The organism is Aquimarina intermedia, assembly GCF_008124785.1.
GTDB classification, from domain to species: domain Bacteria; phylum Bacteroidota; class Bacteroidia; order Flavobacteriales; family Flavobacteriaceae; genus Aquimarina; species Aquimarina intermedia.
Genome location: NZ_VNHU01000002.1, coordinates 47,184 through 68,275, shown reverse-complemented (window position 1 = coordinate 68,275; position 21,092 = coordinate 47,184). Strand labels below are relative to the sequence as shown.

The following is a 21,092-nucleotide window of genomic DNA, read 5'->3' as shown; positions in this document are numbered from 1 at the left end:
TGTTGAGTGATGGAAGAAAGAGGGAATAAACGATTAGTAGTGTTAGGAGCCGGAGAAAGCGGTGTAGGAACTGCATTACTAGGAAAAAAACAAGGATTTGAGGTGTTTGTCTCTGATCGAGGAGAGATACGCGGAGAAAGCAAAGAAGTTCTTAGACGTTTTGACATTGAATGGGAAGAAAAGCAACATACCGAAGCTCACATTCTTTCCGCAGATATTATAATGAAAAGCCCGGGCATTCCGGATAGCGCACCATTGGTTGTTCAGCTAAAAAAGAAAAATATACCCGTAATTTCTGAAATAGAATTTGCTTATCCTTTTACGGAAGCGATGTTGATTGGAATTACCGGGAGTAATGGTAAAACAACCACAACTGCTTTAATACATCACGTGCTAAAAGGTGCCGGTTTAAAAAGTAAAGCAGCAGGAAATATTGGCAAAAGCTTCGCAGAAGAAGTAATTAATGATGAGGCATCACACTATGTACTTGAATTGAGTAGTTTTCAGCTGGATGGTATTGTGAATTTCAACCCTCACATAGCGATACTTACTAATATCACGCCGGATCATTTAGATCGTTACGATAATGACTTTAACAAGTACATCGCTTCCAAATTTGGAATAGTAAAGAATCAAACTCCGTCTGATTATTTCATTTATGACGCAGATGATGAAGTAATAAACGAGTATATAAAAAAACATCCCGTTCAATCAAAATTGTTACCATTTTCACTCAAGAACAGAATTGAAGAAGGAGCGTATTTAGAAAACGAAAATATTATAATAACAGTTAATAATAATAAATTTATTATGCCAACAGCAGATTTAGCTTTAAAAGGAAATCATAACGTAAAAAACGCCATGGCAGCTGCCACAGTTGCGCAACTTTTACGTATTAGAAAGAATACCATTAGAGAATGTTTAGAGAACTTCCATGGGGTAGAACATCGACTAGAAAGTGTATTGAAAATAAATAATGTTCAGTATATCAATGATTCCAAAGCTACCAATGTTAATGCTACATTTTATGCCTTAGATGCGATGAAATCATCGACCATATGGATTGTTGGAGGTGTGGATAAAGGTAATGACTATTCAGAGTTGTATGCCTTGATTAATGAAAAAGTGAAAGCTATTATTTGCTTAGGAGTTGATAATAGTAAAATCATCAATGCTTTTGGGAATTGCGTGGATAATATCGTCGAAACACAATCAATGAAAGAGGCCGTTCAATATGCATATAAAATGGCGGAGCGAAACGATAATGTGCTTTTATCGCCAGCCTGCGCAAGCTTTGATTTGTTTAAAAATTACGAAGATCGTGGAAGACAGTTCAAAGAAGCTGTAAGAGAACTTTAAGAGGTTGAAGTAAAAATTAAGAAGTAGCTATATGAAAAGCGTGCTTAGAAATATAAAGGGAGATAGAATGATTTGGGCGGTTGCTGCTTTATTGGCGATCTTCTCCTTTCTGCCTGTATATAGTGCGAGTAGCAATCTGGCATATTTATATGGGGATGGTGATACGTTCGGTTTCTTAGTAAAACACTTTGCCCATCTAGCTCTTGGCTTTGGAATAATGTATTGGGTTCATAAAATTCCTTATCACTATTTTAAAGGCCTCTCGATTATTATGCTTCCGGTCATAGTAATACTGCTTTTACTTACAATGGCACAAAACACCACTATTGAAGGCGCGAATGCAAGTCGATGGATTAGATTACCGTTTGTAGGTGTTACTTTTCAAACGTCTACCTTGTCGGCAGTAGTTTTGATGGCTTTTGTAGCACGATATTTGACAAAAATTAAGGATAAGTCAGTTACCTTTAAAGAAACTTTATTGCCATTGTGGCTACCGGTTTTCATTATTTTAATGCTCATACTTCCAGCTAACTTTTCAACTGCTGCGATCTTGTTTGCAATGGTAATTGTTCTCGTTTTTCTGGGAGGCTATCCGTTACGATATATAACAGTTGTATTAGGATCAGGATTTGTTGTGTTAGCTTTTTTTGTGCTTTTTGCCAAAGCTTTTCCTGGCGTCTTTCCTAACCGTGTAGATACTTGGGTTAGTCGCGTTGAAAATTTTGTAGATGATACCGATACCGAGGAGGACTATCAAATTGAACGAGCGAAAATTGCCATTGCCCGCGGAGAGTTATTAGGAAAAGGACCGGGTAAAAGCGTACAACGTAATTTCTTGCCGCAATCTTCTTCAGATTTTATATATGCGATCATAGTAGAAGAATGGGGCCTTTTTGGAGGTTTGTTCTTGATGCTTTTATATGCACTTTTATTATTTAGAATTGTGATTGTGGCCCATAAAAGTGCTGATGTATTTGGCAAATTGTTGGTAATTGGTGTGGGATTGCCAATCGTTTTTCAGGCATTTATTAATATGGCCGTGGCTGTAGAATTGTTTCCGGTAACAGGGCAGACATTACCTTTGATTAGTAGTGGTGGATCCTCTATTTGGATGACATGCTTAGCTATAGGGATTGTATTAAGCGTCAGTTCCAACCGAGAAGAGATTTTGGAAAAAGAAAATATGATGCAAGAGAGCTCTGATGACAAGGATGCCTTGGAAATACTAAGCGAAGTGGTATGAAAACAGCACCAAGAGTCATATTATCAGGAGGCGGAACGGGAGGACATATCTACCCGGCAATTGCGATTGCAAACGAAATTAAGCGTCGTTATCCTGAAGCTGACATACTTTTTGTTGGGGCAAAGGATAGAATGGAGATGCAAAAGGTGCCAAGTGCAGGGTATCCTATTAAAGGATTATGGATCAGTGGTGTACAGCGTAAATTGACATGGAGTAATCTAATGTTTCCATTTAAATTGCTGAGTAGTTTGTTTACATCTAAAAAAATAATCAAAAAATTCAAGCCTGATATAGCAATAGGAACAGGTGGTTTTGCAAGCGGACCATTATTAAGAATGGCAGCAAGTGCTAATGTGCCTACGCTGCTGCAGGAACAAAATTCGTATCCGGGGATCACTAATAAATGGTTGGCAAAGAGTGCGGATCGAATATGTGTGGCATATCCACGTTTGGAGCGATTTTTTCCAAAGGAGAAAATACAAGTAACAGGTAATCCTGTGCGTCAAGATCTTTTGAATTTGGAGGGGAAGCAGCAAAAAGGACGAGAAGTATATGGCTTAGTGGCAGGTAAAACTACATTATTGATCTTGGGCGGGAGTTTAGGGGCGCGAAGAATAAATCAGCTAATTGAGTCAAAACTGGATTTTTTTAAAGAAAAAAATATTCAAATTGTATGGCAATGTGGTAAGCTATATTTTGAAGAATATAAAAAGTATAATGATCGGGATGAAGTGCAGGTGCATCAATTTATCGAGACGATGGATTTAGCCTATGCGAGTGCAGATATCATACTGTCAAGAGCAGGCGCTGGATCAGTATCGGAACTATGTTTGGTAGGCAAGCCGACACTTTTTATTCCGTCGCCTAATGTAGCTGAAGATCATCAAACTAAAAATGCTCAAGCCATTGTAGCTCAAAAAGGAGCATTATTAATTAGAGAAAAGGATTTGGACACAGCGTTCGAAAAAACAATCACCGGTCTTGTTGAAGACCCCGAATTACAGAAAAATTTAAGCAGAGCAATACAAAAGTTAGCACTGCCCAATGCAACGATGGAGATTGTGGATGAAGTTGAAAAAATTATAGAAAAGAAGCGAGACGAGAAGTAAAATGAATACTACTTTAGATCATATAAAAAACATTTATTTTATCGGTATCGGTGGTATCGGGATGAGCGCATTGGCTAGATACTTTAGGTTTAGCGGAAAAGCAGTTGCGGGATACGATAAAACACCTACGCCTCTTATTTCTGAGCTTCAGGAATTGGGTATAACGATTCAATTTAACGACTTGGTAGTTAGTGTGCCCCAGAAATTTTTGAACAAGGAGGATACTTTAGTTGTTTACACGCCAGCGGTACCCAAAGACCACGTGCAACTCAATTATTTTAAAGAAAAAGGTTTCAATGTCAAAAAACGAGCTGAAGTATTAGGAATAATAACCAAAGGGACCTTTACGCTTGCTGTGGCTGGTACTCATGGGAAGACTACTACCACGACAATTTTGGCACATCTGTTAAAAGCAAGTGGTGCCAAAGTTACTGCGTTTTTAGGTGGTATAAGTGAAAATTATAATTCCAATCTGATTCTGGAAGGAAACGATGTTGTAGTGGTAGAAGCAGATGAATTTGATCGATCATTTTTACAGCTTTATCCGGATATAGCAGCAATAACCTCAATGGATGCTGATCATCTCGATATATACGAGGAAGCGAGTCAGCTAGAACAGTCTTTTATAGAATTTGCTAATAGAACCAAAGAGCATCTCTTAGTAGCTTCCGGAGTGTCCTTGAAGGGATTGACGTTTGGTTTAAACGATGCATCTGATTATAGTGCACAAAACATTCGTATTGATAATGGAACTTATATTTTTAACCTTAAAACACCTTCAGAATACATAGAAAATATTGAGCTTACACTACCGGGCAATCACAACCTATTGAATGCGATTACAGCCTTTGCCATAGCACTATTATACGGTTCCCCAACCGAGAAATTGGTAAAGGCTTTATCAACATTTAAAGGTGTGCAGCGTAGATTTAGCTATCAGCTTAAAAATGAAGATAAGATCCTTATCGATGATTATGCCCATCATCCTACAGAGATTAGTGCATTGCATCAAGCGGTACGAGAGATGCATCCTGATAAAAAGGTGTTGGGTGTTTTTCAACCCCATCTGTATAGCAGAACAAGAGATTTTGCACAGGCATTTGCTGATAGTTTGAGTTTGTTTGATGAAATATTATTATTAGATATCTATCCCGCACGAGAAGTTGCGATACCCGGAGTGACATCAGAGTGGTTGGCAGGTATGATGACAGGTGAAAAGAAAAAAGTAATAGCAAAACATGAGTTAATTTCAGAGATAACAGCATCTGATGCCGATGTCATTGTTACCATCGGGGCGGGAGATATAGGAGCTGAAGTAGCATCAATTAGAAAAGCCCTGCTTGTATGAAGAGAATAATGCACTATTTGAAATACGTAGGATTGTTGACGTTAATAATCGTCTTATTTGCTTTTACAAAGAAGCGAAATGAGGAAAGAACTATTGACAAAGTACGTATAGAATTTATCGAAGAACAGAATCCATACATCAATGAAAATACGGTTAATAAATTGTTGATACAAAATTCTGATGGAGTGACGAGCGTGGGTAAAGAAACTTTAGTTTTGAATATAGTGGAAAAAGAATTGGATGCACACCGTATGATAGAAAATTCAGATGTGTATCTAACTGTAAGTGGAGAACTTAAGGTTAAAATAAAGCAACGCACCCCAATTGCTAGGATTAACGCAACAACACCTTTTTATGTGGATGCTACAGGAGAGATGATGCCATTATCCAAAAACCATGCAGCACACGTACCTATGATTTATAACGTGTCTGAAAGAGAAGTGAAAGAAATTTATCCTTTACTGATTAAAATTCAGGAAGACGATTTTTTAAAAAAGCATATAGTAAGCGTAACTAAAAATCAAGAAGGAGCATACGAAATGGGATTGCGGGTATACACGTTTACCATCGTTTTAGGAAAAATTGAACTGTTAGATAATAAAATTGATAATTTTAAAGCTTTCTATCAAAAAGCATTGAAGGACAAAACTTTAAATGCTTACAAAAAAGTAAGCCTTCAGTTTGATAATCAAGTTGTGTGTACAAAAAAATAATACCAATGAAAGAGGTAGAAAAGGAAATAGCGGTAGGTTTAGATATAGGAACAACTAAGATTGTTGCTATGGCCGGACGGTACAATGAGTACGGTAAGATGGAGGTATTAGGTGTAGGGAAATCTAAAAGTTTAGGTGTGCACCGCGGGGTAGTAAATAATATAACTCAGACTATTCAATCAATACAACAAGCAGTTCAAGAAGCTGAAAGTGTTTCGGGAGTCAAAATAGAAAAAGTAACGGTTGGTATAGCCGGGCAGCACATCAGAAGTCTGCAGCATAGTGATTATATCACACGGCCTAATGCTGATGCTGTAATCGATGAAAATGATATAGACACACTTTGTAATCAAGTGCATAAATTAGTAATGTTACCGGGCGAAGAAATTTTACATGTTTTACCCCAAGAATATAAAGTTGATGGTCAAGCCGAAATTAAAGAGCCGGTGGGTATGTACGGAGGTCGTTTGGAAGCGAATTTTCACGTAGTGGTTGGTCAGGTAACCTCAATTCGTAACATCGGACGTTGTGTAAAAAGTTCAGGGTTAGAATTGTCAGATGTTACCTTGGAGCCCTTGGCATCTGCAAATGCTGTATTAAGTCAGGAAGAGAAAGAAGCAGGAGTCGCACTTATTGATATAGGTGGAGGAACTACAGATTTAGCCATTTTTAAGGATGGGATCATTCGCCACACAGCGGTTATTCCGTTTGGAGGTAATGTAATTACTGAAGATATTAAAGAAGGATGCTCAATTATTGAGAAACAGGCCGAGTTGTTAAAAATCAAATTCGGATCCGCGTGGCCCGGTGAGAACAAGGAGAATGAAATCGTTTCGATTCCAGGACTTCGAGGTAGAGAGCCAAAGGAAATCACCTTAAAGAATTTATCCAAAATTATCCATGCACGCGTCGTTGAAATTGTAGAGCAGGTATTTTTGGAGATCAAAAATTATGGACATGAATCCCCAAAAAAGAAATTAATTGCAGGGATCGTCCTTACCGGTGGTGGAGCACAGCTAAAGCATTTAAAACAATTGGTAGAATATATCACTGGTATGGATACACGAATCGGGTATCCAAACGAACATTTGGCGGGTGATAGCGATTCTGAGACCACAAGTCCAATGTACGCTACAGCAGTAGGATTAGTGATGGATAGTTTGACCCATCTCAAAAAGCAACGTGCTATAGATTCAAGAGAAGCAATGGCGCAGGAAAGTGTTCAGACAGAGACAGAACCAACGATGGATTCAGAACATCATGAGGAACCCGTCGCTACCGAAACTATTTCTAAACCACGTAGAAATATATTGGAAAAATGGACCGAAAAATTCAAAGAGTTTTTGGATAATGCGGAATAGATAACCTTAATTTTTAAGGTAAAAAAAGAAAGAAGAAAAAGGAAAAGAAAAGTAAGAGAACCATAAAATTAGCAGTTATGAGTAGTAATGAAGAATTTGAAAATATTTCGTTTGATTTGCCTAAGAATCAATCTAATGTGATCAAAGTGATTGGTGTTGGAGGAGGCGGTAGCAATGCTATCAATCATATGTTTCAGCAGGGAATTAAAGGAGTAGATTTTGTCATCTGTAACACAGATTCCCAGGCATTAGACAACAGTCCGATTCCTAATAAAATACAATTAGGTGTTTCGTTAACCGAGGGGTTAGGAGCAGGGGCAAATCCTGAAGTAGGAGAAAAAGCTGCAGTAGAGAGCTATGAAGAAATAAAAAGAATGTTGGATACCAATACCAAGATGATTTTTATTACTGCAGGAATGGGAGGTGGTACCGGTACCGGAGCTGCTCCGATTATTGCCAAAATGGCAAGAGAGTTGGATATTTTAACTGTTGGGATTGTTACGATTCCGTTTCAGTTTGAAGGCCGAATGCGTAACGAGCAGGCACAATTAGGAGTGGAAAAATTACGAGCTCAAGTAGATTCTCTTGTAGTAATTAATAATAATAAATTAAGAGAAGTATACGGGAACCTAGGTTTTAAAGCTGGATTCTCCAAGGCAGACGAAGTTTTGGCAACGGCCTCTAGAGGTATTGCCGAAGTAATAACGCATCATTATACTCAAAATATTGACTTACGTGATGCAAAAACAGTACTAAGCAATAGTGGTACGGCAATAATGGGCTCTGCTAATGCCTCTGGTGCCAAACGTGCTCATGATGCTATTGTGAAAGCGCTGGATTCACCTTTACTAAATGATAACAAGATTACTGGGGCTAAAAACGTATTGTTACTTATTGTTTCTGGTAAAGAAGAAATTACTATTGATGAGATAGGAGAAATCAATGATCATATTCAGCAAGAAGCAGGACATGGAGCTAATATCATCATGGGTGTAGGAGAGGATGAATCATTAGAAGACGCTATTTCAGTAACTGTTATTGCGACTGGTTTTAATGTAGAGCAACAAGATGAAATTGTCAATACTGAAACCAAAAAGATTATCCATACCCTGGATGATGAGCAACGCGCATTAACACAAAATCTCACTCCTAAATCAACAAGTAATAGTACGCCAATATATGCGCCGCTTCCCAAAAAGGAAGAAGTGAAACCAGATCCTATCATTAAGCATACATTACTCGAAGAAGACGAGCCTAAGAAAAATAATAATAAGTCTGAATATATACCAACTACAGAATTCTTGAAAAATATTGATGTGGATTACGAGGTGGTACGACCTTTTTCTAAGGATGATGATTTTGTAATTATCAATGCACAAGATATTATCAATCAAATTGAAGTGAATGATGCAAAAGATGCTAGAGAAGAATTAGAGGCAGAGCAAAGCAAGGAAGATCAATTTACATTGGCTTTTGATATGCCTGTACAGCAAGATAAGAAATCGGTTGAAGAGCCTATGGAAACACCCCATACTGAGATTAAGAGACAAGTTGAGGATGAAAAACCAATTGTTTTTGATTTAACAGATGATATTTTAAATGTTGAAGTCAACGATCCGATAGAAGTTGTACCTACGCCAGAGATGCAGCATAATGAGGTGCGCAAGTATAGTCTTGAAGACTATATGGAAGAGGAGAAACGTTTGTCCGAAGCTAAACCAGCAGCTCAAGTTCTTGAAGAAGATGAAGAGATAGTGTTCGAAAAGAAAACTATTACGCAAGAACCGGAGGAGAAAACCAGTACAGAAAACGTAGATCCCGTCGATCAACCAATTTCAGAAACCTTAAGAGCGCGTGCTGCAGAACGACGTGCAAAAATGAAAGAATTTAATTATAAATTCAGAAATAGCTCCAATATAGAGGAGATCGAGAAGGAACCGGCTTATAAAAGAGCTGGCATAGATGTAGACTCACGACCGGATGCTTCAGGCTTGTCACGCACAAGTCTGGGGACTGATGAAAATGATGAGATACAACTACGAAGAAACAATTCGTTTCTTCATGATAATGTGGACTAATTCAGCATTTGTAAAAAAATGCAGATAACCGATATTCTACCTTTAGAATATCGGTTTATTTTTTATCTTCGCATTCCAATAGTAATTAGTTTAAAAGTAATTATCATCATGAGTTTAGAGCAAAAAGTAATGACAGCAATGAAAGAGGCAATGAAAGCCAAAGATACAAACGCATTAACGTCATTACGTGCGATAAAATCAGCCATTTTATTAGCGAAAACGGAAAGTGGATCCAACAAGGAAACATTATCTGATGATGAAGAATTAAAATTACTTCAAAAATTAGTAAAACAACGTAAGGACAGCGCAGCAATTTTTACAGAGCAGCATAGAAATGATTTGGCTGAACCAGAACTGGCACAAGCCGAAGTGATTTCTCAATTTTTGCCTGAGCAGTTGAGCGAAGCTGAAATAGAGAAGGTTGTTGAAGATATCATTGCAAAAACCGGTGCAGAAGGTATGAAGGATATGGGTAAAGTAATGGGGCAGGCAAATGCACAACTAACGGGTAAAGCAGATGGTAAAACGATCTCAACAATAGTAAAAGCAAAATTATCTTAAAAAACAAAATATTAGGCCGCGTGGCGCAACTGAATAGCGCATCAGATTTCGGCTCTGAGGGTTGGGGGTTTGAATCCCTCCGCGGTCACGAATAAATCACAAAAAAGGTGAATTGCGAAGCGAGTTTCAAAAAACGAAGCTCGCTTTTTTTTTTGAAGATGGCTAAGTTATTCTTTTTGTGATTTTCAACGCGGAGCGTTGCAGGGATCAACGCAGTTAACCCAGATTGAGAAACGAAGCTCGCTTCTTCTTTTGAAACTCGTTAAGTGGTGCTTGATAGTGATTCTCAACCTGAACCTTTATAAAGTTTACAAGTATTAAGTTTCATTAATATGTAGCCTTTCTATTTGGCTTTCCCCATTTTCATCTATTATGAATAAATTCCAGAGATCAACAAGACAGTTGATGGAAGGTTTCAGAAAATAATTGTAGTTTAGTACATCGTATTCTTACATTCTATTTTGTCTTTTAATAGAAGAATATACTATTTATATATCAGTAAAACGATTATTGACTATTTTACAATTCAAAAAAAAAGTACGCGGATGAAATATACTTTAAATGTCTAAGCTAAAAAGTAAACGAGAGTACCTAAACTTAACACAAGAAGAGTTAGCGACTAAGTCAGGACTGTTAATTAGAACGATACAACGAATTGAATTGGGTGTAGAGCCCAAAGGACATACCTTGAAAGCTGTGGCAAAAGCACTTGAAAGTGAAGTGAATGAGCTACTTAGTACTCGCGAGCTACCAGATACTACAAATTATACTTGGATAAAAACCTTCAATTTATCTTCAATTTATCTTCAGTAGTGGTTACGTTTTTGCCCTCGGCCAACATTGTACTTCCGTTAGTAATCATGTTTCTCGTAAAGCAGTTTAATCCTCTAACTAGACAAATTGTTTCGTTACAAATCGTATATACGATTGTTGCTATTATCACTTTTAAGCTAAGTATTTTTTTAAAAAAATGGATTGGTGCCGGTAATGAATTTACAATACTTGTTATGATTATGTTAGTGTTAATTAATGTATTTATTATACTCAGAAATACAGCGGCAATTGATAAGCAAAAAAAGCTTAGAATTCACTTAAGATTTAATGTCATTTAGGACTGACGCAGTGTTGTCGCGGTATTAGTGGGTTAAATTTTGATATCAAAAAGTATCAATTTCTCATCTTTGATAAAAAATAATAAGATAATGAAACAATTTTTAATGCTCGTATTTTTTACAGTTTTCTTGACAAATGGACAGGCGCAAATTTCAAAAGCTTCTGACCTATTTATTTAGCTCAAGACACAGGATAGTATATTCTTTGAGCGAGGCTTTAATCAATGTGATTTGAATTATCTTAAAGCACATATTACAGATGATCTCAAATTTTATCATGATAGAGGAGGTTATCAGGATGCGCAATTGTTTATGCAAAATACTAGAGGTAATATCTGTGGTACATCCGTCAAAAAACCAATCCGAAAATTAAAAGATGGGAGCTTAATGGTTTATCCGCTATATGACAATGGAGAACTGTATGGCGCTATTCAATCAGGAGTACATTATTTTTATATCAGAGAAAGCGGTAAAGAAGATTTACGGACGGGAATTGCAAAATTCACTTCGGTTTGGGTGTTAGAAGATAAACTATGGAAATTAAGTACTGTTTTAAGTTATGATCAAGCTGAGCCTGAAAAAAAAGATAAAAAATAAATTGCAGTCAAGATTCTATATACATCTATTAATATAAGTTTTAATGCATCTTCCATGCTTGTTAAAATTTACTGAGACTGATCGATATTAAGTTAAGATAATTCTAAATCTACACGAGCACTGTTTAAAGTATAATTTTTATAAATATCTTTATATTAGTGAGATGGGGCTATTACCTACTTAAACTTAACAGCGATGAGTACGAAAGATTTAATGAGAAAAGAAGCTTTAAATAAGCTCAAAGAATTAGCAGAGGGTATTGATTTTACTATGATGGATACTAATTTAGGTGGTAAGCCTTCTCATATTATTCCTATGAGCACAAAAGAAGTAGACGCCACAGGAGCGATTTGGTTTTTGAGTAATAGTAATAGTAAACACAATGCTTATATTGAAAGAGATAATGCAGTGCAGTTGATTTACGCTAAACCCGGAGATATGGAATATATGACAGTGTTTGGCCATGCATACATCACAACAGATAGAAATGTTATCAAGAAGTATTATGGAAAATTTGATGACACTTGGTTTGACGGAATTGATGATCCTAATGTAACCGCTATTAAAGTTATTCCTGAGGAAGCTTATTATTGGGATACCAAAAACGGGAAATTAACTACATTTATTAAAATGGGTGTAGGTGCAGTAACAGGAAAGAAACAAGATTTGGGTGTTGAAGGTGAATTGGATATTGAGTAGATTACTTTACATTTTTAATTGATAATGATGCTAATTTATATTGTTTCTTTTTTGTTTAAGTCTTAAATTTAAGTGTAATTACTAAATTAAACGTTATGGCTATCAGACTTGGAAACAGTTGTTTAAACTGTTCACACTTAATTGAAGGAGAATATTGTACAACGCATCAAACAACCGTGAGTAATCGTCATACATGTGATAGTTTTGAAATGAGAGCCTCGTTGAAGGATGATCCTAACTGCACAACCTGTTCTCGTTATCAAGGACCCACCTGTGCTAACCCTCAAAAGGCAGCACCTGGAATGTTGTGCTCTCATTGGGCACCTATACGTGCTACTGCGTAATACTATAAAATTTTAAAGTATTTGGAAATAAATTGGAGGTAATACAGATTTTTTGAAACTTCTTGAAATGGTTTTTCTCATAGATATATCTACAATTCGGAAGCAATGTGATATAACATATCACCTTTTAAGATCTTGTACTCATCTTGGTTGTAAGTTTTAAATCTCAATTCTACAGGATTCCAATCTGTAGCCCATCCTTCATGTACTATATTAAGGTATATAATTTTTACAGGATGTAAGCCTTTTCTCAATGCTATGTAACCTTGGGTAGGATGTTTTCTTATTGTTTTATTATTTTCAATAATCAATCCATTCGCAATTCAAACCTCATCCTGAGCACTTGAGAATGCATATATACTATCATCAGAGACTTTTATAAAGCCCTCTAGTATCACAGCCGAGAAGTTTTCTGGTTTTATACTATGTCCCCAATTGTATGTTGTATTTGCTTGTTTGATCTCAGTGATAGTAGCTGTTTTTGCCTCTTTTTGTTTCAAAAAATCAGGGATGGTTTCAAAACAACCATAAAACGTTGTTATGTTCAAACCTGATATTAAGGTATTTCTTGGATTAGTGGCTTCTATATAATTTACCTTTTTTAAATGAAGTGTACGAACAGCACTCATTTTTCCATGAGGCAGGATGGATGCTATTTTTAGTGTAGAATTTTGTGATATAGTTATAGGCGATTTATATATAATACTATTTTTTGTCGGTGCTGTTCCATCCAAAGTATAAACCATTTTGATTGGATAGGAAGTGGTAAAAGGAATAGATATAGAATCCGTAAATATTAACTTATCCGCATCCGGTCCCTCGGGAAGGGGTATATGATAATTCACGTCTGCGCGATCGAGCACGGGATAGAATTTTTTCAGTCTCTTCAAAAAAGAAGTATATACTCTATTTTCTTTCGATGACCAAGCGGTTTCAGCTAAGGCGACAATTCTTGGATAGGCTAAATATTCAACAGTTTCTTCGTTAGACGCATATTCTGTCCACATATTACCTTGAACTCCTAGGATATGTTTTCTTTTGTTTTTATCTATCGTGGAAGGTATGGGATCATAATTGTAAACTTTTTGAAGCGAAATATTTCCTCCAAATGCTAGCGGTTCTACTACCGGATCACCTTGATGAAAATTAAAATACGTATAGCTGATCGGAGTCATAATTACATCATGGCCACTATTTGCAGCTTTTATACCGCCGTCTTCACCCTGCCACGACATTATTGTTGTGGTTGAAGTTATTCCACCTACTAAAATTTCATCCCAGCCGATCATTTTTTTGTTATATTTTTTCAGAAGGCCTTCAACACGGGACATAAAATAACTCTGTAATCCAGCTTCTTCATCTAAGGAATGCGCTTCAATTCTTTTTTGACAACGGCCACAATTCGTCCATTTCGTTTTAGGAACTTCATCACCTCCCATGTGTATATACTCGTAAGGAAATAAAGTTGTTATTTCTTTGAAAACATCATCGATAAATTGAAAGGTAACTTCCTTTCCAGCACAAAGTATTTTTGACTCAACTCCCCATAAATTTCGAACTTGGTAATTTCCATGCTGACAAGCAAACTCAGGATAAGCAGCTAAAATAGCCATGGCATGTCCGGGAGTGTCAATTTCCGGGACAACATCTATAAATCGTTCTTTAGCGTAGGCTACTACTTCTTTTATATCCTCCTGTGTATAAAAGCCACGATGCGTGGTACCATCATAGTTCTTTCGTGCAGATCCGATTTCTGTGAGTTTTGGATATTTCTTAATTTCAATTCGCCATCCTTGATCATCCGTAAGATGCCAGTGAAACTTATTAATTTTCAACTGAGCTAGAATATCCAATTGCTTTTTTATAAACGGGACAGAAAAAAAATGACTCGAGACATCCAAATGCATGCCTCGCCAAGGGAATCTTGGAGCATCTGTAATACTCACATTGGGAAGCGTTAGAGACTTTTTAGTAGTGCAATTTTCGAGGAGTTGTAGAAAAGATTTCATACCATAAAACAGACCATTGTCTTTTTTAGCTGTAATAATGATATTTTTTGAAGTAATAGTAAGGGTGTAGGATTCATCACTTCCTGGTAATTGTTCATCTATTGTTAGAGCCACCACATTTTTGTCAAGTGTATCGGATTTAAAAGTTTCTAAAACCAAACCAGTAGTTTTCTTTAGCTCTAGTTTAAGGAGGCTTGCTATAGCATTGTTTTGAGCATTAGTGTAAACAAGTTTTGTGTTTGAGTCTATAGTAAAATCACCTTTGTAGACTTTAACTATTTCAGGATGAGGAATAATAGAAATATCCACATATTGTATCGTGTCTTTTCCAGAGGAAAGATTGCAAGCAGTCCATAGAGAAGTTGATAGGAGTAAGGCTATATAAAAAAACTTTCTAGTCATAAATGTTTATATTCCTTTAGTGATTATTTGATTTGTGAGTTTAGTTATCGGACTTTTAAGGAATCGTTGCACATTGTAACCAAGATCGCTAAGTTGTTCTTTTATGATATCTTGTAAATTAAAAGCAATGGATCCCACAAAGTGTATAGGGTGGTGTTCCAGCTCTTTTTTATAGGGCATGATATATAATGCTACGAATTCTTCTACACCTTGTTCTAAGAGGTTTTCTATATAAGCATTGCCACGATGTTCAAATAAAAACCTTGCATAAGACGCCAAATATTTACTAGGATTCGTACTATTATGAATATTAGAGAGAATTGTGTCTAATATTGGTGAACATAGTTGTTCAAAGCTGTAAGCAATAGGGAGGGGCATTTTTTTAAAGTAGTAATCTTTCAGTACTTTTTTTCCAAAATAATTTCCGCTACCCTCATCAGCTAATACATAACCCAGCGCCGGGACTTTTTGAAATACTTCCACCCCATTAAAAAAGCAACTGTTTGCTCCTGTACCCAAAATACAAACTACTCCTGGGCTATCTGTTACAGCATGCACAGCGGCTATGATGTCTTCTTGAACAGTAATACTTATGCTATTAGTAAATATGGATAGCAAAACTTTTTCAATTATTTGATTAGTTCGTGTTGAGTTGCAACCGGCTCCATAAAAATGGATGTGATCAATATGCTCTTTATATTGACAAAGAATTACTGAATTCTCAATTATCTGTAGAAGCTGGGTGGTGGTGTAGACTAACGGATTTAATCCCGGAGTCTGAACTTTGTGAATTGGTTTTCCGTTATAATTAGATAGTACCCAATCACATTTGGTAGAACCGCTGTCAGCTACTAAAATCCTAAACGTTTAGATATTATATGAGTATCTTAATTTTCTGGTCTTAATCAATTAGATGCTATAAATAACCCCTTCCCCCAGAAAAGAATGGATTATTTTGACAAACACACAATATATCAACTGGCTAATAAATATATCTTTTAAACGCTTCAATAGCCTCATAATCTGCAAGCCCTAAAGCATCATATAATACGGCTGTGTTTTTATTACGTTCTCTGGCTCTTAACCAAAACTCTCTTGAGTCTTCTCCCTGAAACATCACGCGATCTTTTTGTGATTGATGATGAAGAATGGCGTTTGTTTTTTTTGTTACCTCATCGGGGCTTAAAGGAACAGCCATATCTATCTCTGAAACATCCCATTCTTGCCATGCGCCGCGATATAGCCAAACCCAGCAGTCATCGATAAATGTTGACGACTTAAGATCTTTTAAAGCAGCAAAAATTGCATCAAAACATATTTTATGTGTACCATGCGGATCGGCTAAATCTCCCGCAGCGTACAATTGATGCGGTGCAATTTTTTTAATAATCTTTTTTTGGTAAGTGTAATATCCTCCCGAGATAGCGGCTTTTTCTTTACTCTTCCGGTTTCATAAAACGGCAAATCCAGAAAGTGAACATTGTCATCACTTAAACCCAGATGACGAATGGCTCCCAAGGATTCCATACGACGTATTAAGCCCTTTATTTTTAATATAGCATCCGGATCGCGATCACTAGTTTTTTTGGACTTCAGATACGAGATAGTTTCTTGAAATTTTGAAGAGTTGGGGCCATTAGTAAAGGCATTAAAAACTTCTGCAAATTTTAAGGCCTCTTGATCCGTTACGGCAATGTTACCCGAGGTTTGATATACTACATGAACGTCATGTCCTTGATCAATTAGTCGTAAAAGTGTACCACCCATGGAGATTACATCGTCATCAGGATGCGGACTAAAAATAAGGACTCTTTTCTTTTCAGGCAGTGCACGTTCTGGCCTATGGGTATCATCGGCATTTGGTTTTCCACCCGGCCATCCGGTGATAGTGTGCTGTAGGTGGTCAAATATCTTGATATTGAGATCATAGGATGAACCCTCGATGGCTAGTAATCCAGACATCCCGTGCTCATTGTAGTCCTTATCGGTAAGCTTTAAAATTGGTTTATTTAATAATTCACTTAACCAGGTAACTGCCTTTAATCTAAGTTTTTCAGTCCAGATACATTGACCTACAAGCCATGGTGTTTTAATCCTTGTTAACTCTGAGGCTGCTTCATCGTCCAAAATTAATGTGATATTTTGATGATTTTGCAAAAATGTAGCAGGAACACTGGAAGATACAGTACCTTCAATTGTATCTTTTATCATGGGTGCTTTTTTATGTCCCCAAGCAAGAAGAATAATACGTTTGGCTTTCAAAATGGTACTGATGCCCATAGTAATTGCTTTCTTGGGAACATGTTCAATGCCATTAAAATCGGATGCTGCGTCACTTCGTGTTATATGATCCAATGTTATGACCCGGGTTCCGGAATTTGGATGAGAACCCGGTTCATTAAATCCAATATGACCCGTTCGACCAATGCCTAATAATTGAAAATCCAGCCCTCCATATTTTTTATCTTCAATTCATAATCAATACAATACTGATCCATTTCTTCTAATAAAATACTACCGTCGGGAATATGAATGTTTTCGGGCATAATATCCACATGATTGAACAAATGCTGATGCATAAAATGATAGTAGCTCTGTTGATGATCACGATCAATTGGATAATATTCATCCAAATTAAAAGTGATAACGTTATGGAAGCTAAGTTCACCGGAGCGGTGCATGTTTACCAATTCTTCGTACACTTTAATGGGTGAAGATCCTGTGGCTAATCCCAATACACAAGGTAATCCTTCTTGTTGCTTTTGTTTTATAAGATTAGCGATCTCATGGGCTACTAGTTTTGAAGCGTGTAGAGAGCTTGAGAAAATTTCATTATGTATTTTCTCAAATTGGGTCTCTTCAAATTTACCAACTTGTTTATATTCAATTTCTTGAACCATATACTTGATTTTATAGGTTGTTTTAAGGTTAAAATTGGGAATAGGATTTTTCTAGAAATTACCGCCTTCAACATCCCACCATAATCTCGTTCCCCCATGATCAGCTCCCTTTAGCAATCCTCTTGCTTGTTCGACTCCAATTGGATTTGCAGTTCTTTGACTTGCCGGAAAGGGTAGGCGCCTTACTTGAATATTAGTGTCCACGGTTCCATTACTATTATTAACAACTACGGGAAAAATCTTGGGATAACCCGTACGACGAAATTCGCTCCATGCTTCTTGGCCATCAGGAAAAATTGTGATCTATTTTTGAGTTATTATCTTTTCTAACTTTGTTTCTTGATCATCTCCTGCATCCCACGCTACCGTGAGCGAGGTTTGTTTAGTGATATTGTGATTAGGATTTACCGGATCTATATAATCTGATGGTGTTGATGTGTCATTCAGTATATATTCGTTGCTATTAGGAGCATTAGCTTGTTCAAACGAGATTTGTATTCCGGTTTCGTAGTTGCTTTGAGCATCACCGGCTCCACTCCAGCCTCTAAGTGCTGCTTCAGCTTGAAGAAAATAAGCTTCGGCTGCAGTCATTAGGGTTATCGAAGTGGTAGGATTCTCATCTGCATCAAACATTTTTCCTAATTTTGAAAATGGAGTATAATCTTCTTTTTGACTTATTTCATCGCTGTACTGATTTAATAATGGCATGCCGGACCTTATACCTTTAAGTTTTCCCGGAGTAACCTCAGAATTTTGAAATAAAATGTCCCCTCTCGGATCATTATACCCTACAAGAAATGATTCCATAGAGGCATTCATGCGCGTATCATTCCAGCTCGAATTAAAAACAGTCAAAGGATGCGTAGCCCCACCATTAACGATAAAATTTTGAGAATTTGAGATCAATAAACCTTCAGGATGATTAATAGATTTTTCACCTTCTAACTTTGCTTTTTGTGGATTTACATTCGCTATTCTCATAGCAAGTCGAAGGCGTAGCGTGTTTGCAAATCGTATCCAATTACTGACATTACCACTATAAGCAAAATCAAAATTAGCAAGTTGATCATTGTTTTTATCTGAAACAAGCTGTATGATCGCAGCGTCCAACTCTTCAAAAAATAGATTATATACTTGTTCTTGAGAGTCAAATACTGGGTTAGATACACTAAGATCTCCATATCGAGAATACACCGTGGGGCCATAAACATCCGTTACTCGATGCATGGTTTCCACACGTAGTATTTGCGCAACGGAATATGTGGTTGGAAATCGGTCTTCTGTAAGTTTTTTGATATCGTTAAAATTTTGCATCACTCCTTTTTCAGAAAAGGAATGTCCCAAGCCCATTGATCCCAGAAATCAATAAATGCATAATTGGTTGTATTTGCACCCCCTGCAAAAGGTCGGGGAGGTGTCATATAACCACAAAAAGTATCAGCATTTAAGTTATGTTGTAACTGTGTATGCCATGTCGGGGTATAGCGATAAATATTTAAAAATATATTTTTTAAAAGGTGCTTTTAGATTGGAGAAGTCTGCTTCACTTTGTTTTTGAGACACTCCGAGCGGATTTGTATTAACATCCTCAAAATCATCTGTACATGATACAATTGATACGAGTAGGAAGGAAGCTATGTAAAAGTTATATAGTAGAGTTTTCATTTTTACTAGTTTTAATGTTATAATGTAGTTGATACATAGTTACTTAAAAGGTTAGGCCAAGATTTAAACCAAAACTTCTCGTCGCAGGTGATCCGTAAATATCTACACCTTGAAGACCATCTGCTGTACTTAATGAGACATTCGGATCGTATGGAGCGTCTTTGTGAAAAAAGAATAGATTTCTTGCGATGAATGATGCATTGATAGAACGGAAAAAGCTAGTGTCTTTTAGTTTAAACTTATAGCCTAGTGAGAGTTCGGCTAATCTAATGTTAGTAGCATCATACATATATTCACTAGAGAAACCGTTACGTCCTCCGATACTTCTGTAATAATCTTTAGCTTCAATAGAAACCACTTGATTTAAGTCTTCGTCAAAAATATTTATAGTACCTGTTCTCTTAGTTGTTCCGTTTAAATCTGCTTGTGCTTGTGTCAAACTCATTACTTCTCCTCCAAACCGACCATCAATCAAAAAGTCGAGTGTGATATTTTTATATCGTATGGTGTTACTCCATCCTAAGTTAAAATCAGGATTAGCATTTCCTAAGTAATCAAAACCTGCTATTGTACTTTCTAAAGGTTCGGCTAGACTGAAATTACCGCCACTACGAATTGGTAAGCCTAGGTCATTCTTTTTCAACTTACGCCCATAAATATCACCAAAGGATCCTCCTTCTCTAATGAATAAAGCATAAGAGTTTACACTTATCGGGGTAAGGGGGATATTGTCAGACGGCAGACGATCATCAAGTTTTTTAATGGTGTTTTTATTAGTGGTAAAATTGAAGAAAGACTCCCATGTAATAGTTTCTGTTTGTATGGGCTTAAGAAAAAGGGAAGCCTCAATTCCTTTGTTTTCAAAATCACCTGCATTGACAGCAAAAAACTGAGCATCTTCGCCATTTAACGTCGGAGCTCCTCCACTGGGAACAGTCATATATTGATCTTTTGTATTAGTCTTGTATACACCTATATCGAACCCAAATCGATCATTTAAAAATTTCCACTCTGTTCCAATTTCTATAGATGTTTGTATTTTAGGTTTCAATTCGTCAAAAGGAAAAGTTGTAGGACGTACAATGAGTTCCTGTCCGGTACCTATTATACTTTGAGGATTATTGGCATAGCTCTGCACACCATTTCCAACCTCTGCATACGATGCTCGAATTTTACCATAATCAATAGATGCTGGCATTTCAAAAAGTTCTGTAAGGATCCCCGTAACACCGACCGATGGATAGAAAAAAGAGTCTGCTACCGTTGAGGACCAATCGTTACGTGTGGTAAGATCCAGATACAACATTTCTTTATATCCCAAGGTTGTACTTGCAAAAAGGGATTGTACTTCAGTTCGGGCGGCTTGTGTTTCATTTAGAATAGGATTACTGCCTTCGACACCAACTTCAAAATTGGAGAGCACAAAAACATTGGACACTTTAAGATTACCACTAACCCCACTATCCAAAAAAATGGATTTACCCAAATCAGATTTGCGAATGCTGGTACCAACATTTGCTGTGAGGTTAAATGAATCTGATATGTTATTATCGATGGTAAGAATTAAGTCTCCATATAACTGAGTGTCTTCA

Annotated in this window: 18 protein-coding genes, 1 tRNA gene and 2 pseudogenes; 14 read left to right on the top strand and 7 right to left on the bottom strand. The window is 36.7% G+C overall.

Going from position 1 to position 21,092, the window contains the following annotated elements; translation table 11 throughout:
- Positions 1 to 9: 9 nt before the first annotated feature.
- The 14 genes from murD (at position 10) to BD809_RS02960 (ending at position 12,524) form a co-directional block, all read left to right on the top strand.
- Complete coding sequence (gene murD, locus BD809_RS03020) at positions 10 to 1,359, top strand: UDP-N-acetylmuramoyl-L-alanine--D-glutamate ligase (RefSeq protein WP_148781484.1); 1,350 nt, start codon at positions 10 to 12, stop codon at positions 1,357 to 1,359.
- Positions 1,360 to 1,390: 31 nt separating this feature from the next.
- Positions 1,391 to 2,602 carry an FtsW/RodA/SpoVE family cell cycle protein gene (locus tag BD809_RS03015; RefSeq protein ID WP_148781483.1) on the top strand — a complete coding sequence of 404 codons (1,212 nt, stop codon included), beginning with the start codon at positions 1,391 to 1,393 and terminating at the stop codon, positions 2,600 to 2,602.
- On the top strand, positions 2,599 to 3,711 hold the full coding sequence (gene murG, locus BD809_RS03010; RefSeq protein ID WP_148781482.1) for an undecaprenyldiphospho-muramoylpentapeptide beta-N-acetylglucosaminyltransferase: 1,113 nt from the start codon (positions 2,599 to 2,601) through the stop codon (positions 3,709 to 3,711). The genes BD809_RS03015 and murG overlap by 4 nt, the downstream gene beginning before the upstream one ends.
- 1 nt (position 3,712) lies before the next feature.
- Positions 3,713 to 5,059 (top strand): UDP-N-acetylmuramate--L-alanine ligase, encoded by a 1,347-nt coding sequence (murC, locus tag BD809_RS03005; protein ID WP_148781481.1) that lies wholly within the window; start codon positions 3,713 to 3,715, stop codon positions 5,057 to 5,059.
- A complete protein-coding gene (locus BD809_RS03000) occupies positions 5,056 to 5,772 on the top strand; it encodes a cell division protein FtsQ/DivIB (protein WP_148781480.1) in 717 nt (238 codons plus the stop codon). Before murC ends, BD809_RS03000 begins: the two co-directional genes overlap by 4 nt.
- A gap of 5 nt (positions 5,773 to 5,777) precedes the next feature.
- Positions 5,778 to 7,133, top strand: a complete 1,356-nt coding sequence (ftsA, locus tag BD809_RS02995; protein ID WP_148781479.1) for a cell division protein FtsA — start codon at positions 5,778 to 5,780, stop codon at positions 7,131 to 7,133.
- 77 nt (positions 7,134 to 7,210) lie between these two features.
- Positions 7,211 to 9,211: a cell division protein FtsZ gene (gene ftsZ / locus BD809_RS02990; protein WP_148781478.1), complete on the top strand. Its 2,001-nt coding sequence runs from the start codon at positions 7,211 to 7,213 to the stop codon at positions 9,209 to 9,211.
- A 108-nt stretch (positions 9,212 to 9,319) separates the two neighbouring features.
- Positions 9,320 to 9,772: a GatB/YqeY domain-containing protein gene (locus BD809_RS02985; RefSeq protein WP_148781916.1), complete on the top strand. Its 453-nt coding sequence runs from the start codon at positions 9,320 to 9,322 to the stop codon at positions 9,770 to 9,772.
- Between the two features lie 14 nt (positions 9,773 to 9,786).
- A tRNA-Arg gene (locus BD809_RS02980) sits at positions 9,787 to 9,860 on the top strand.
- A gap of 473 nt (positions 9,861 to 10,333) precedes the next feature.
- On the top strand, positions 10,334 to 10,585 hold the full coding sequence (locus tag BD809_RS15810; RefSeq protein WP_246131410.1) for a helix-turn-helix domain-containing protein: 252 nt from the start codon (positions 10,334 to 10,336) through the stop codon (positions 10,583 to 10,585).
- Positions 10,585 to 10,884, top strand: coding sequence for a hypothetical protein (locus tag BD809_RS15805; protein WP_246131430.1), 300 nt, complete (start codon positions 10,585 to 10,587; stop codon positions 10,882 to 10,884). The genes BD809_RS15810 and BD809_RS15805 overlap by 1 nt, the downstream gene beginning before the upstream one ends.
- Before the next feature lie 231 nt (positions 10,885 to 11,115).
- Complete coding sequence (locus BD809_RS02970; RefSeq protein ID WP_211356685.1) at positions 11,116 to 11,481, top strand: hypothetical protein; 366 nt, start codon at positions 11,116 to 11,118, stop codon at positions 11,479 to 11,481.
- Positions 11,482 to 11,676: 195 nt separating this feature from the next.
- The gene (locus tag BD809_RS02965) at positions 11,677 to 12,180 is read left to right on the top strand and encodes a pyridoxamine 5'-phosphate oxidase family protein (RefSeq protein WP_148781477.1); all 504 of its coding nucleotides are present in this window, start codon (positions 11,677 to 11,679) and stop codon (positions 12,178 to 12,180) included.
- 95 nt (positions 12,181 to 12,275) lie between these two features.
- Positions 12,276 to 12,524 (top strand): hypothetical protein, encoded by a 249-nt coding sequence (locus BD809_RS02960; RefSeq protein WP_148781476.1) that lies wholly within the window; start codon positions 12,276 to 12,278, stop codon positions 12,522 to 12,524.
- 323 nt (positions 12,525 to 12,847) lie between these two features.
- Here the strand turns inward: BD809_RS02960 and BD809_RS02955 are convergent, their stop codons facing one another.
- From BD809_RS02955 to BD809_RS02935, 7 genes and pseudogenes are all read right to left on the bottom strand, one after another.
- Positions 12,848 to 14,935 (bottom strand): beta-N-acetylhexosaminidase, encoded by a 2,088-nt coding sequence (locus BD809_RS02955; protein WP_148781475.1) that lies wholly within the window; start codon positions 14,933 to 14,935, stop codon positions 12,848 to 12,850.
- Between the two features lie 6 nt (positions 14,936 to 14,941).
- Positions 14,942 to 15,553: an N-acetylglucosamine kinase gene (locus BD809_RS02950; RefSeq protein WP_148781474.1), complete on the bottom strand. Its 612-nt coding sequence runs from the start codon at positions 15,551 to 15,553 to the stop codon at positions 14,942 to 14,944.
- A gap of 364 nt (positions 15,554 to 15,917) precedes the next feature.
- Positions 15,918 to 17,835, bottom strand: a pseudogene (gene nagB / locus BD809_RS02945) (glucosamine-6-phosphate deaminase).
- Positions 17,836 to 17,886: 51 nt separating this feature from the next.
- Positions 17,887 to 19,149 (bottom strand): annotated as a pseudogene (locus tag BD809_RS02940) (SusD/RagB family nutrient-binding outer membrane lipoprotein).
- Positions 19,149 to 19,328 carry a SusD/RagB family nutrient-binding outer membrane lipoprotein gene (locus BD809_RS15930; RefSeq protein WP_262712878.1) on the bottom strand — a complete coding sequence of 60 codons (180 nt, stop codon included), beginning with the start codon at positions 19,326 to 19,328 and terminating at the stop codon, positions 19,149 to 19,151. Before BD809_RS15930 ends, BD809_RS02940 begins: the two are co-directional and overlap by 1 nt.
- The gene (locus BD809_RS15800; protein WP_246131408.1) at positions 19,285 to 19,500 is read right to left on the bottom strand and encodes a hypothetical protein; all 216 of its coding nucleotides are present in this window, start codon (positions 19,498 to 19,500) and stop codon (positions 19,285 to 19,287) included. The genes BD809_RS15930 and BD809_RS15800 overlap by 44 nt, the downstream gene beginning before the upstream one ends.
- A 43-nt stretch (positions 19,501 to 19,543) precedes the next feature.
- Positions 19,544 to 20,968, bottom strand: coding sequence for a TonB-dependent receptor domain-containing protein (locus BD809_RS02935; protein ID WP_148781473.1), 1,425 nt, complete (start codon positions 20,966 to 20,968; stop codon positions 19,544 to 19,546).
- Positions 20,969 to 21,092 lie beyond the last annotated feature (124 nt).

Excerpts from the sequence above, each read along its gene's own strand:
- murD (WP_148781484.1), top strand. The coding sequence starts at position 10 with ATGGAAGAAAGAGGGAATAAACGATTAGTAGTGTTAGGAGCCGGAGAA.
- BD809_RS03015 (WP_148781483.1), top strand. The coding sequence starts at position 1,391 with ATGAAAAGCGTGCTTAGAAATATAAAGGGAGATAGAATGATTTGGGCG.
- murG (WP_148781482.1), top strand. The coding sequence starts at position 2,599 with ATGAAAACAGCACCAAGAGTCATATTATCAGGAGGCGGAACGGGAGGA.
- murC (WP_148781481.1), top strand. The coding sequence starts at position 3,713 with ATGAATACTACTTTAGATCATATAAAAAACATTTATTTTATCGGTATC.
- BD809_RS03000 (WP_148781480.1), top strand. The coding sequence starts at position 5,056 with ATGAAGAGAATAATGCACTATTTGAAATACGTAGGATTGTTGACGTTA.
- ftsA (WP_148781479.1), top strand. The coding sequence starts at position 5,778 with ATGAAAGAGGTAGAAAAGGAAATAGCGGTAGGTTTAGATATAGGAACA.
- ftsZ (WP_148781478.1), top strand. The coding sequence starts at position 7,211 with ATGAGTAGTAATGAAGAATTTGAAAATATTTCGTTTGATTTGCCTAAG.
- BD809_RS02985 (WP_148781916.1), top strand. The coding sequence starts at position 9,320 with ATGAGTTTAGAGCAAAAAGTAATGACAGCAATGAAAGAGGCAATGAAA.
- BD809_RS15810 (WP_246131410.1), top strand. The coding sequence starts at position 10,334 with ATGTCTAAGCTAAAAAGTAAACGAGAGTACCTAAACTTAACACAAGAA.
- BD809_RS02965 (WP_148781477.1), top strand. The coding sequence starts at position 11,677 with ATGAGTACGAAAGATTTAATGAGAAAAGAAGCTTTAAATAAGCTCAAA.
- BD809_RS02960 (WP_148781476.1), top strand. The coding sequence starts at position 12,276 with ATGGCTATCAGACTTGGAAACAGTTGTTTAAACTGTTCACACTTAATT.
- BD809_RS02955 (WP_148781475.1), bottom strand. The coding sequence starts at position 14,935 with ATGACTAGAAAGTTTTTTTATATAGCCTTACTCCTATCAACTTCTCTA.
- BD809_RS15800 (WP_246131408.1), bottom strand. The coding sequence starts at position 19,500 with ATGAAAACTCTACTATATAACTTTTACATAGCTTCCTTCCTACTCGTA.